General features: G+C 37.9%; 10 protein-coding genes. 3 read left to right on the forward strand and 7 right to left on the reverse strand.

Features of this window, described 5'->3' with window-relative positions; translation table 11 throughout:
- Positions 1 to 8: 8 nt before the first annotated feature.
- On the reverse strand, positions 9 to 962 hold the full coding sequence (gene paaA / locus ACP8HH_RS12830) for a 1,2-phenylacetyl-CoA epoxidase subunit PaaA (RefSeq protein ID WP_438311890.1): 954 nt from the start codon (positions 960 to 962) through the stop codon (positions 9 to 11).
- Positions 963 to 1278: 316 nt separating this feature from the next.
- On the reverse strand, positions 1279 to 1752 hold the full coding sequence (locus ACP8HH_RS12835; protein WP_438311892.1) for an S-ribosylhomocysteine lyase: 474 nt from the start codon (positions 1750 to 1752) through the stop codon (positions 1279 to 1281).
- A gap of 213 nt (positions 1753 to 1965) precedes the next feature.
- On the opposite strand from ACP8HH_RS12835, the gene ACP8HH_RS12840 reads away from it, so the two are divergent.
- The 3 genes from ACP8HH_RS12840 to cobT all read left to right on the forward strand — a co-directional run bounded on the left by ACP8HH_RS12840 (position 1966) and on the right by cobT (position 5841).
- Positions 1966 to 3864 carry a sensor domain-containing phosphodiesterase gene (locus tag ACP8HH_RS12840; RefSeq protein WP_438311895.1) on the forward strand — a complete coding sequence of 633 codons (1899 nt, stop codon included), beginning with the start codon at positions 1966 to 1968 and terminating at the stop codon, positions 3862 to 3864.
- Between the two features lie 141 nt (positions 3865 to 4005).
- Positions 4006 to 4749: an arylamine N-acetyltransferase family protein gene (locus ACP8HH_RS12845; protein ID WP_438311898.1), complete on the forward strand. Its 744-nt coding sequence runs from the start codon at positions 4006 to 4008 to the stop codon at positions 4747 to 4749.
- A gap of 45 nt (positions 4750 to 4794) precedes the next feature.
- Positions 4795 to 5841, forward strand: coding sequence for a nicotinate-nucleotide--dimethylbenzimidazole phosphoribosyltransferase (gene cobT / locus ACP8HH_RS12850; RefSeq protein ID WP_438311901.1), 1047 nt, complete (start codon positions 4795 to 4797; stop codon positions 5839 to 5841).
- Positions 5842 to 5886: 45 nt separating this feature from the next.
- Here cobT and cydC read toward each other — a convergent pair whose 3' ends face one another.
- The 5 genes from cydC to ACP8HH_RS12875 form a co-directional block, all read right to left on the reverse strand.
- Complete coding sequence (gene cydC, locus ACP8HH_RS12855) at positions 5887 to 7599, reverse strand: thiol reductant ABC exporter subunit CydC (protein WP_438311903.1); 1713 nt, start codon at positions 7597 to 7599, stop codon at positions 5887 to 5889.
- Positions 7596 to 9332, reverse strand: a complete 1737-nt coding sequence (cydD, locus tag ACP8HH_RS12860; protein ID WP_438311906.1) for a thiol reductant ABC exporter subunit CydD — start codon at positions 9330 to 9332, stop codon at positions 7596 to 7598. The genes cydC and cydD overlap by 4 nt, the downstream gene beginning before the upstream one ends.
- On the reverse strand, positions 9332 to 10345 hold the full coding sequence (cydB, locus tag ACP8HH_RS12865) for a cytochrome d ubiquinol oxidase subunit II (RefSeq protein WP_438319170.1): 1014 nt from the start codon (positions 10343 to 10345) through the stop codon (positions 9332 to 9334). Before cydB ends, cydD begins: the two co-directional genes overlap by 1 nt.
- Complete coding sequence (locus tag ACP8HH_RS12870) at positions 10332 to 11735, reverse strand: cytochrome ubiquinol oxidase subunit I (RefSeq protein WP_438311908.1); 1404 nt, start codon at positions 11733 to 11735, stop codon at positions 10332 to 10334. Before ACP8HH_RS12870 ends, cydB begins: the two co-directional genes overlap by 14 nt.
- A 414-nt stretch (positions 11736 to 12149) precedes the next feature.
- Positions 12150 to 12935 carry an alpha/beta fold hydrolase gene (locus ACP8HH_RS12875; RefSeq protein WP_438311910.1) on the reverse strand — a complete coding sequence of 262 codons (786 nt, stop codon included), beginning with the start codon at positions 12933 to 12935 and terminating at the stop codon, positions 12150 to 12152.
- Positions 12936 to 13015 lie beyond the last annotated feature (80 nt).

The raw sequence follows: 13015 nt of genomic DNA on the forward strand, positions 1-13015 counted from the left end.
CCCTTTCTTCAGCTTACCGTCACACTTAATGCATCACGGACCCATTCATTGTTTGCATAAGAATCTCGTCGCAAATTCAGACGTGCCTGTGAACGAGGTCCACCATTTCGAATGATTTTAATAAATTCTTTCCAATCTGGCTGCGCATACTCCCACATTTTACTCTCAGCGTTTAAATGAATTGTTGGATCTGGAATTGTTAATCCCAGTGATAAAATTCGTGGAATATATTTATCGAAAAAGATTTGCCTGAATTCTTCGTTTGTCTTTGTGCGTATTTTATATTTTATCGTTAAATCTTGCTTGGACGAACCAGTTATTTCTTTGCTTGCAGGGCCAAAAAACATAAGCAATGCTTCCCACCAACGATTTAGTGCCTCTTGGATCATCTCTTTTTGTTCTTTCGTTCCTTCTGCCAATGCCATAATAATGGATTCACCATGCTGTGCATGAAAAACTTCCTCTGCACAAATTCGCTGCAAAGCTCTGGCATATGGTCCATAAGAAGCTTTCAGCATATTTGTTTGCGTAATGATTGCTGCTCCGTCAACGAGCCATCCGATGATTCCTGCATCCGCCCATGTTTTAGTTTCCATATGGAAAACATTATGAAACTTCAAATCCCCGTTAAATAGATCCTGCATTATATCGCCACGATTTTTATCATAAGGTTTAAGTAAATCTTCTGTTACGCGAAGAAGGAGCTGACCATGGCCCATTTCATCTTGAACCTTTGCCATAATACCAAGCTTCCGGCTAAGAGTTGGGGCCTTCGGTACCCATTCTTTCTCTGGAAGTGCCCCCATAATTTCACTTATGCCATGCATAGAAATCAGTTTAATTAACGTCAGCCTATATTCTTCAGGCATCCAATCATCCGCTTCTATCTTATCTCCCGCTTCAATTCGCAGCATAAAATTGGCCATCCGTTCTTCATCATCCGAATTTTGTACTCTTGACATCCAAATCCCTCCTTAGATAACATATGCAATCCAAGTAATTCATATAACAGTTTATTAACGTTAGTATGCGGTACAGTTATATGAACTGTTAATTAATGCTGATCCATATAAAAAAACCATCCTAAACCCGGATGGTTTAATTGTTACGTTTATTTAATTTAAGATTAATATAATTTTTGGAATTCCAATTTTTTATACTATTGTAGATTAATGAAATTTCTCTAGAGCTTAATAAATTAAGACATCTAATTGGGAATAACTGCTACGCGGACTGGCATTACTAGTGGTCCTTCATGTAATATTTTTTACATAATATTTAATGTTCTTCCTCTTTGTACACTTGATGCCACTCATCTTTTTTCGTTAACATATTATTTGCCAAGTCTTTCGCACCTTGTAGGCTGTGGTTTGCGGCCCATCCACACTGAACTTCATTGCATGCAGGAACTTCTGTTGCTAAAAGGACATCCTGTAATGTCCTTTCTAAAATCACAAGAATATCATCATAATCCGTATGATTAATTACTGACAAATAAAATCCGGTTTGGCAACCCATTGGACTAAGATCGACAATTTTGTCTGAGTGGTTGCGTATATTTTCCGCCATTAAATGCTCGATAGAGTGAAGTGCATCCATTTTCATAAATGCTTTGTTCGGTTGTGTAAAACGTAGATCGTATTTATATATTTCATCTCCATGAGTTCCTTCTTTCGTACCTGCTAAACGCACATATGGTGCAGCTACTTTCGTATGGTCTAAGTTAAAACTTTCAACGTTCATTTTTTTCATAAGAATCTCCCCTTTCTCCTAATATACTGTTTTAGCTAATTTATTATGAAGGCTAATTCTATTAGATTTTAGTGAATAAAAAACTGGCATGTTCAATAATCTTATTTGTAAAAAAACACCATACAAAGCTATTGATTTTACTATTCTTAAACCGATATTAAACTATAGAGGCTGTACCAAATATAAGTAGAGAAAAAAGGGGTCAAACAATAAATGATAGAAAAGTTGAAAATGGATACTACTATGCTTGAAAATATGTTAGTACAACAAGAACTACTCTTTTCTCACGCAAAGCAATTGAATTTATCCGTTGATTCAATGAAGTCTGTTTTAGAGGATTTATGTGAACGAATTTCCACAATTATGGATTGTGAAAGAGTTAGTATATGGCTATTCAATGAGGATTGGACTGTTCTCATCGCACAAAACATTTTCAGTACCCGAACAAGAAGTCATAAAAGTGGACAAAAACTAAATTCGAACGATTTCCCAACTTATTTTAAAGCCATTCAACAAGAACGCACACTTGCTGTTGATAATGTGCATACAAATTCTGTTGTTAAGGAACTTAAAAAAGATTATTTTCAAGATGAAGGTATAAATTCTATGTTGGATGCATCCATAATTTTAAGTAGAGGTATTGGAGGTATGCTTTGCTGTGAAACTAAGAAGGATAGAATATGGTCATCTTTAGACAAGATTATCATTGCATCAATAACAGATATGATTGCGTTTGTTTTTAATCGATTGCACAGGATTGAAACGGAAAAACATATTTATGCACTTGCTTTTACGGATACATTAACAGAACTACATAATCAACATTCATACACAAATCTAGTAAATCAACAAATTAATGATTTTAAGCATTCGGATAAAGGAGTTATTATTTATTTTAAAATCGACCAATTCACACATATCCAAGGTGTTCTTGGACACGAAATAGGAGAACAGGTTCTAAAAGAAACTGCAAAGCGATTGCGAAGATTTTTTCCTGAACCAGCGATTACCGCAAGGCTAGGATTCGATCATTTCATTATCTTTTCCCCTGTTGAATTTGGCAACGTTACTGGGCATTTGTATTTGACTCAATTGTTGGATGTTCTAAAACAACCTATGGATATTTGTGGACAAGAAGTTTTTGTGACGTACAGTTACGGATTATCTTTTTATCCAGATCACTTCACCTCTGCTAGAGAAGGTATTCAAACCTCACAAGTCGCACTTGAAACAAGTTCAAAAAAATCATCTCGGGAAGCTCAAGGTATATTTAATCCCGATATGCAAGTAAATATGGAAAAAACAATGTTTTCGGAGATGAATTTACGAAATGGATTGAACCAAAATGAGTTTCATCTCTACTACCAACCTCAAGTAAATGGATCATTAGGAGAACTTGTAGGTTTTGAGGCTTTAATTCGTTGGCAACATCCTGAACGAGGCTTAATTTTCCCAAGTGACTTTATTGAGCTCGCCGAGTCAACAGGTCTTATCATACCCTTAGGTGAATGGGTAATTAAAGAGGCTTTTACTCAACTTAAACGATGGGAAAAGAAGTTTGGAAGCCATTTGACTATTTCTATTAACTTATCGCCAAGGCATTTCCTTCATCCCGACCTTCCTTCTTATTTAATTAAATGTGCTCAAGAAACAGGTGTCGTTACCAAAAAGTTAGTACTGGAAATCACCGAAAATGTTGCATTAGAAGACTTTCATGCAGTGAAAGATCGAATGAACGAGCTTAATTGTTTAGGTTTTGAAATTTCAATTGATGATTTTGGCACTGGATATTCTGCATTTATTTACTTACAACATTTTTCAGTTCAACAAATTAAAATTGATCGCCAATTTATTTCTGGACTAAATGAAGATCCTAAAAGTGAAGCTATTGTTAAAACCATTATTGAGCTTGGAAACAGACTTGGATTGCAATTAATTGCTGAAGGTGTTGAGACTAAAATGCAAAGCGATAGGTTAAAAGAGCTAGGCTGTTTTGACATGCAAGGATATTATTTTGGTAGACCTATTCCAGTAGACGAAATTAACAAACAAATGACCTCTATCTTAAAAAATGGAAAGGTGTTCCTACCAACACTAGACCTTTCAAAATGATAATATTCTTTTCAAAAATCAATATATATGCCGTAATCTAATTCAATAGATTACGGTATTTTTTATAGAAATACAAAAGAGAATAATACATGCTAAACTAGAATCACCAATACAATTGCTGTGGAAGGGAATGTATTTTTATTGAACATTAAAAATTACTTAAAACGAATTAATGCATCGCATTATACGAACTGCTCACTTCAGAATTTGGAAGAACTCCAATCATTACATATGCAGCATATTCCTTTTGAAAACTTAGATGTCATAAGAAAAATCCCCATTTATCTAAATTTGGTTACAATATACGACAAGCTGGTTTCCCGAAATCGCGGTGGTTATTGTTACGAATTAAACGGGCTCTTCCACTGCTTATTAACAGAGCTAGGGTATGAAGCTTCGTTATTATCTGCAACTGTTCGAAGAATGAATGGGGTGTGGGCAAAAACAGACACTCATGCAGCGATTATTATCCAGCTCGATAAACCTTATTTAGTAGATGTTGGATTTGGTGATTCTACAGTACTGCCGATACCGCTTTGTGGAGCCGAACGCACGGATGTGAGCGGTACCTATAAAATTGAAAAACAAGAAAATGATTTTTATGATTTGATTCAAAAGAGAAACGACGTAGAGAGAATATTATATCGCTTCACTACACAACCGAAAAAGCTGATCGACTTCCATGAAGGCTGTGTCTTTAACCAAGTTGCAAAAGAATCCTCTTTCACACATACAGATATTGTTACTGTTGCAACTCCCTTGGGTAGAAAAACAATATCCGACTCACTGTTGATTATTACGGAAAATGGTGTTCAGCAAAAAAAGGATTTATCTTCAGATGAAAAAGATCAGATATTACGAAGTACTTTTGGGATTCAACTATAATATATTGTGAAATAATTAATATTAAATAGAGAGCAGGAGATTTTATTGATAGATTTACACATTCCATCCGTACATAAGAATGTAGGAGAAACCGCAGCAAATTATATCGAAACTTTAACGAAACCTTCAGGAAGTTTAGGTAGACTGGAGGATATTGCGATTGACCTTGCAAAAATGACCGGTAACCAGTACCCAAATATTACACCGCCTGGCATCATTGTATTTGCTGCAGACCATGGGATTGTGAATGAAGGTGTATCCGCTTTTCCACAAGACGTAACGAGACAAATGGTGACGAATATGGTGAATGGCGGAGCGGCAATCAATGTGTTTGGCAGACAAATTGGAGCTGACTTCAGAATCGTGGACATCGGCGTAGCGACAGATGTGAGTGAAAAAGAAGTAATTGCCAGAAAGATTCGACAAGGTACTGGAAATTTTACGGTTGAATTAGCAATGACAATTGAAGATGTCGAAAAAGCAGTGAAGATTGGATTTGAAGAAGCCAATCTATTTATTGAGAGTGGTGTAAAGTGTTTAATTATTGGTGAAGTTGGCATTGGGAATACGACCACAAGCAGTGCTGTTCTATCAGCGATTACAAGTGCGGATCCAGCTTCAATTGTTGGCTTTGGTACAGGTATTTCTAAGGAACAACATGAAAACAAAATAGCAGTTGTTCGGAGAGCGATTGCCTTACATCAGCCAAATTCAAAGGACGCAATTGATATCCTTTCGAAAGTTGGCGGACTGGAAATGGCAGCAATGGTAGGTGCAATGATTGCCGCAGCTCAAAAACAAATTCCAATTCTTCTAGATGGCTTTATTTCTACGGTGTCGGCTTGTGTCGCTAAGTTACTTGCACCCGGAGTGGAAAATTATATGACATTGTCGCATCAGTCGGCTGAACCAGGTCATATTGTTGCGATCAATCATTTACAAAAAGAACCTTTATTGAATTTAAATATGCGCCTCGGCGAAGGTACAGGTGCGGCAGTAGCCTATCCAATTTTACTGTCTGCTGTGAATATGATAAAAGAAATGGCCACTTTTGAAAGTGCAAACGTAGCGGAAAAAACAGAAAAAGTATAAAAAATCAGCGTCTAAGATGGGGTCTTCCCACTTAGACGCTATTTTTTATATTCCTTTATCCATTTCATATAGAACCCGATACTTTTTCGATGAAGTAAGCAGTTCTTCATGATTTCCTTGGAGAGCAATGCCCCCCTCTTCTAAAAAGATAATTTCATCCATTTGTTCAATCCCAGCTAAGTGATGTGTCACCCAAATTACTGTTTTGTCTTGGGAAGCAGAAAACATTGTTTGCAGCAAAGCATGTTCTGTTTTCGGATCCAGACCTATGGTTGGTTCATCAAAAATAACAATCGGTGTTTGTTGTAAAAGAACGCGTGCGAACGCAATCCGTTGACGTTCCCCCCCTGAAAAGCGATGCCCCATTTCTTCCATGGGTGTTTTGAGACCTAGAGGTAAAGAGGAAAGTAAGCGATGGAGTTGAGCCTGTTTGACAGCATCCCAAATTTCTTCATCAGTAGCATTAGGCCGACCAATCCGAATATTATTACCAACCGTTGTATCAAAGAGATGTGATTTCTGATTTAAAATAGAAAGGGTTGTTGATAATAACGCTTGGTTTGCTTCTTGACCCGCTAGTAACACAGTTCCAGTCGTTGGTTGAAGAGCCCCTGTCAGTAGTTTCAACAGTGTCGACTTTCCTACGCCACTTCTCCCCAAAATCGCAATTTTCTTTCCTGCTTCAATTCTTATAGATACACCTTTTATAACAGTCTCATTACTTTCTGGATAACTGTACGAAACATCTTCCAATTGAACCATTGACGTACGAGAAGATGCTACTTTTATGATTTGTGGATTCTTTTGGATTACCACATCTTCGATTTTTTTCAAACGGCTTAGAGATTCTTCATAGGTCGGAATCTGTTCAATGGCTTCAGATGAAGGAGCAAGCGCATCTGTAATGGACAGCATCATCAATGTGAAAGCCGCAATAAGTGTCGGTGATATATTCCCTGTACTCGCTTCATTTCCTGTCCAAATAATCATCAGTACAACAGAACCCCCAATGATTAGTTGAATAAATCCACTGCGAATATGTCGAAAACCTTGGATTTTTTTCTCAGTTTTAACAAGGGCTTTTTCTTCATTTCGATAGTTCGCTAAAAAGGATTCGGTACGACCACTTGCAATCCAGTCCGATAATCCAAAAACAGCATCTGTTAAGTGTTCATATAACGTATTTCGCTGGTTTTTTAACGTAATGTATTTTCCCCTAGTCATCTTGAAAGATAAAAATGGAATTAGAAACACAATGACACCTAATGTAAGTGCCATCAGTATCGCAAAGACCCAATCAAATAAACCGAGAACCCCTATTAAAATTCCATAAACGAACAAAGACAATATACTTGGAAAGATTGTTTTCAAATAAAAATCTTGTAAATGCTCGATATCATCGGACAACATACTGAGTAAATTCCCTGTTTTATAACGTGACTGCAAAAACAATGCTTGTGGTTCAAGCGCCTTATACAACCGTGTACGCATCTTCTCTACGATTCGTAAAATAATATCATGTCCGATTAATCGTTCTAAATAACGCATAGACGATTGACTGATACTAAACATTCGAACGGCAACAATCGGAATGTACACAACCATAATGTTTTCTGGCCTAAGAGCTGATTTCGAGATTAAATACCCGGAGATGAATAATAACATCGCACTTGATCCGACACCTAGTGCACCAAATAGAACGGTGAGCAACATGCGTCCACGGTTTTGCTTCACATATGGTGTAATCCAAGTTCTCACAAGGTTTCTCTCCTTCCGCTATCATGCCTAATTAGTTCTGCGTACGTTCCTTTCGTTTTGAGTAATTCCTCATGCGTACCCTTTTCAACGAGTTGTCCATCTTTTAAGACGATTAATTGATCCATCTCTTTCATCCAATGAATTCGGTGAGTAGCTAGAAACACAAGTTTCCCTTCAAAGAGTCGGAGCATCGATTGCTTAATTTCAAATTCTGTTTCAATGTCTAGATGCGCTGTCGGTTCATCGAGTAAAAGTACCGGACGCTTACTTAGAAGTGCACGTGCCATCGAAATACGTTGTTCCTGGCCTCCACTGAGCGCTCTACCACCTTCACCAATTTGCTCATGTAGTCGACCAGGTAATTGTTCAATAAATGGACCAAGACCGATTTCATCTACAACACGTTCGATTTCCTCATCTGTTGCATCTGGCTCATAAAAACGAATATTTTCTTTAATCGATGTCGGAAATATATAAGGATGTTGTGGAATATAAGCAATTTGTTCCGCCCAATCCGTCGACATCAGCGAAGACATACGTTGTCCATTTACTTCAATGTAGCCGCTTGATGGTTGTAAAAAGCCTGCAATGATATCAATGAATGTAGATTTTCCCGCTCCACTTTCACCTACAATACCAATGGTCCCATTCCCTTCCCAGGAAAATTGAAGACGATTTAAAATTGGCTTCTCCAAGTCATCACCGTTTGCTGTTATTTCATGAAATGTCAATTGACTGGATGTCGTCCAAACAGGCTTTGAACCCACTATAGGTTCAATGCTTTTTTCGTGCTCTTTAATAATCTCTTCAACTTGTACCAAAGCAATTTGTCCGTCCAATGTCGCATGGTAATCGGTTCCGACTTGGCGTATTGGCAGGAAATATTCAGGCGCCAAAATGAGAATCGTTAAGGCGGGAAGGAGAAGCGACGTTCCTTCAATTAATCGAAAGCCTAAATTTACAGCAACAAATGCAATCGATAAGCTTGTAAAAAAATCGAGGGCAAACGATGAAAGAAATGCTACGCGTAATGTTTTCATCGTCGCTTTTCGGTATTGTTTACTGACGCGCGCAATTTTCCACTCGTGCTTCTCGCTTTTACCTAAATACGTTAACGTTTCCAAACCTTTTAATGTATCCATGAAATGATTCGATAACACACGATACGTATCATACTGGTTATCCGCCATTTTTTGCGCCGCCATTCCAAGCAAAATCATAAACACAATGATAATCGGAACCGTGGCAATCACAATAATGGATGACGTTGTATCCAAAGTGAAAATGTATAGTGCGAGCACAGCAGGGATAATGAACGTGCGTATCATCCGTGGTATTGCTATTTCTAAATAGGTTTTAATTTGTTCGATTCCTTCGATTGCAAGCGTAACAAGTTGTCCAGTTCCCTTCGTCTGTGCAAACCGAGGGCCTAATTTAAAGTATGCAAAGACTAATTTTTCACGCAATGCTGTCGTCGTTCGAACCGCGAATCGTTCTGCAAAAATCTGCTGAACATGGGACAGCGCATGACGAATGAGAAAGAAGAGGAGAAAGAAGCTTATGTCTTTCCCAATCGTTTGCACGGCTGCTCCTTGGAATAAAAACGTTACACTCCGTGCAAGAAAAATTGCCTGAAGAACAATGGCAATCGCCTCGAAAAGAATTAATACGGCTAATGTTATATATAGTGAACGGCTACCAGGATAGGATGGAAGTCCTTTTTTCCGTTCCATTAGTACTCCAAATCGTCCTTGCCTTTGAGACGTTCACGAAACACGTAATAGCTCCATCCTTGGTAAGCTAATACGAACGGAATAATCGTAAGTGATACATAACTCATTACTTTTAACGAATAATCTCCCGATGACGCATTGTAAACCGTCAAATCATTCGCCGCGCCAAGTGTACTGATCATGACCCTCGGGAATAAACCGATAAAGACACTGGCTACTAAGAGCAACATCGTAAGTGATGTAAAGAAGAAAGCCCATCCATCTCTATTTTTCACATTTAGAATGCTAGAAAACAACAGGGCCCCCCATGCGAATAGTGGAAGTGCAATCCATGCGGTTCCATGAGCCGTGAAAATGTCTGTTTTCAAAAGGCCAACAACAGCAAATGCAAGCAACACGATTAACGCCAATGGAGCAAATCGTCTAGACGTTTTTTTGGCACGTTCTTTCAGTTCGCCCTCTGTACGTATCGAAATAAACTGAAGTCCATGGACAATACAAAGGAGTAGGAACATGACCCCACCTAGCAATGCGAATGGATGGAGCAATTGTAAAAAGCCCCCAAGCATTTCTTTGTTTTCATCAATTGGAACGCCCGTCATGAAATTGGTCAGTGCTACACCCCAAAGTATCGGTGGTATGCTACTACCAAGGAATATCGCCCAATCCCAGACTTTTCTCCACGTAGGGTGTTCAACTTTCCCTCGAAACTCAAAGGCTACCCCTCGTATGATTAACGCGAGCAACATGAACACAAAGGCGATATAATAGCCACTAAATAAAGTTGCATACCAATGTGGGAACGCTGCAAACATCGCGGCTCCTGCAGATATCAACCACACTTCGTTGGCATCCCAAAATGGGCCAATTGTATTCAGATAGACTCTTTTTTCATAATCATTTTTGCCAAGATATTTTGCGACAGTTCCGACACCGAAATCAAATCCTTCTAGTACGAAGAATAAGGTGAACATAAAAGCAATTAGAATAAACCACAACTCACTTAATTGCATCTTCGTCATCCTCTCTATCAAATGGGTCCACTGAATCCGTAGTAGGTAGTTCATCTAGACTTGCATCTTTCTTAATCGTTCGGACAAATAAATACACGAGTACGCCGGCTAATATCGCATACATCGTTGAAAACGAAATGAGTGAAAACAGTACTTCTCCAAATGTGACGTTCGGTGATACCGCGTCTTCTGTTTTCATAACACCAAAGACAACCCACGGCTGACGCCCCATCTCTGTCATAAGCCATCCAAACGAATTTGCGATAAACGGCAGTGCAATGGCAAACACCATCAGTTTCATAAATCGCGGCTTTTCTTCAAGCCTCTTTTTCCGCGACAAGAACCATCCATATAATCCGACTAAAAGCATAATTGTGCCCGTCAACACCATAATTCGGAAACTATAAAACACGGTTTTTACAGGTGGAATATAATTACCAGGTCCGTATTTTTCTTCATAATGTTCTTGGATCTCGTGCATTCCTTCAACTTGCCCACTGAATTTATTAAAGGACAAGATGCTCAACATATAAGGTATTTGAATTTGATTTGTTGTTACTTCGTCTGTCGTGTTTATTTTTGCCACGACTGTAAAGGGAGCTGGATCTGGGCTATCTGCATACAACGCTTCAGCCGCTGCCATCTTCATCGGTTGGCTCGTCATTAAAAACAAGGCTTGCTGATGACCGATTAGAAGAACACCCATTGTTGAAATCGACGCGATGATAATCGAAATTCGAAACGACTTTTTAAACATGTCCGTCTGTTGTTTCTTACTAATCTTCCATGCACTCACTCCAGCGACGAAAAAGGCACCTGTCGCAAATGCAGAAGTTAGCACGTGCGGAAACTGTACCCAAAGTTGAGGATTTGTTAATAAGGCTAGAAAGTCATTCATCTGCGCTCTTCCATCCGCATATTCAAATCCTACAGGATGATGCATGAATGAATTCGCGGTTAAAATCCAAAACGCAGAAAGAACCGTTCCGAACAAAACAAGCCAAATTGAAAGTAGATGAATTCGTTTTGGCAATCGATTCCAACCGAAAACCCATAAGCCAATAAATGTAGACTCCATAAAGAAAGCAAGTAACCCTTCAATGGCTAATGACGGGCCAAACACATCCCCCACAAATCTGGAATAGGTGGACCAGTTCATACCAAATTGAAATTCTTGTAAAATACCTGTTACAACACCAACAGCGAAGTTAATAAGGAATAACTGCCCCCAAAACTTCGTCATTTTTTTATATTTTTCGTCTCCGGTCCGGTAATAAATCGTTTGCATTATCGCGATAATTAATGCAAGACCTATTGACATAGGTACAAATAGATAATGGAAAATAGTTGTTGAAGCAAATTGTAATCTAGATAATTCAAGAACATCCACGTCGCATACATTCCTTTCAATAAATATTTGAAATAGTATTCTAATATTGCCTGAACGAAAGTTTATTTCACTGCAACCCAAGTATAGCGTCTAACTAAGTGCTAAATATGAAGTATGTATGCCCAATTGTTGACTATCTGGAGACGACTTTATGACGGAAGTTTGGCTGAATTGTGGACAATTAAATTATTGTGACAAAATAATTATCCCGATTCTTCACAAATAAAGCGCAAGTGCGTGGCTAGGCCGAGAAGGATATAGGAAACTTTTTAATGTTTATTTTTACAACAAAAAAAGCTAGGAGTATTGCTATTCCTAGCTTGGATCAATTTGCGGTTCTTGCCCTATATCAAGAAAACATTTAAACTATTTAATATAAGTAGTTCCGTTTTTGTGTTGGTTGTGAAAGTGCACTTACTTTCCCTTTATTATTATTGCATTTTGTGGCAATGCATCTTCCTCTATCCAACTTTCAATCATTTGATTAAAGAAATCAGGGTTCATCAATGATATTCCGTGACCAACATTCGGTAGAATAATTCCTATACAATTTGAATTGTTCGAAACAATATCGAGTGCAGATTTTGTCATTATTGCTTTTTCTTTTTCACCAACGGTAACTAATATCTTAGCCTGTGCTTTATTAAAATCGTTCGGAATTTCAAATGACATATTTTCATCTAGTATTCGAATAAGGGTATCTGATTTCATTTGGGTACTTTCCTTGTAATACGTTTCAAAGTATTTCTCATTAACATAAAGTGTTTTTGATTGGAGTTTTGAAAAGTATCTATTACGAATTAACGGGAAGGTTAATTTTATAGAAGGTCCAATTATTTTTCTTACAAACGCATTGGGTCTTACTAATGCACTGTTTATGACGGCAAGATGAATCAAGGTCGTATTTAAGCTCAACATTTGAATAGCTACTTGTGCACCCAATGAGAATCCAATAATGATTATTTTTTTTCCGTTCGCTATTTTTTCTATTAACTCATTTATCTTTTCTGCACTTTCTCGTATTGAAAAGTGATTCATATGTTTACTTTTCCCTTGTTCTGGTAAATCCATTGTAACGCAATGGTAGTTAGTGAAATATTGAATTTGCTTGTCCCACATCCAACTACTTACTCCTCCGCCATGTAAAAATACCATTAGCGGGGCATTCTTATCGCCATACTCTTGATAATATAACTCCAAACTATTCACCTCCAATTCTTTTGAAATCGTTATCCAAATAAGATGGTCTGATTGAAGCGAAACGCTTGTACAATTACTGC

It is taken from the genome of Sporosarcina sp. FA9 (genome assembly GCF_051550205.1).
GTDB lineage: Bacteria > Bacillota > Bacilli > Bacillales_A > Planococcaceae > Sporosarcina.

Excerpts from the sequence above, each read along its gene's own strand:
- ACP8HH_RS12840 (WP_438311895.1), top strand. The coding sequence starts at position 1,966 with ATGATAGAAAAGTTGAAAATGGATACTACTATGCTTGAAAATATGTTA.
- cydD (WP_438311906.1), bottom strand. The coding sequence starts at position 9,332 with ATGGAACGGAAAAAAGGACTTCCATCCTATCCTGGTAGCCGTTCACTA.
- cydB (WP_438319170.1), bottom strand. The coding sequence starts at position 10,345 with ATGCAATTAAGTGAGTTGTGGTTTATTCTAATTGCTTTTATGTTCACC.
- ACP8HH_RS12835 (WP_438311892.1), bottom strand. The coding sequence starts at position 1,752 with ATGAAAAAAATGAACGTTGAAAGTTTTAACTTAGACCATACGAAAGTA.
- paaA (WP_438311890.1), bottom strand. The coding sequence starts at position 962 with ATGTCAAGAGTACAAAATTCGGATGATGAAGAACGGATGGCCAATTTT.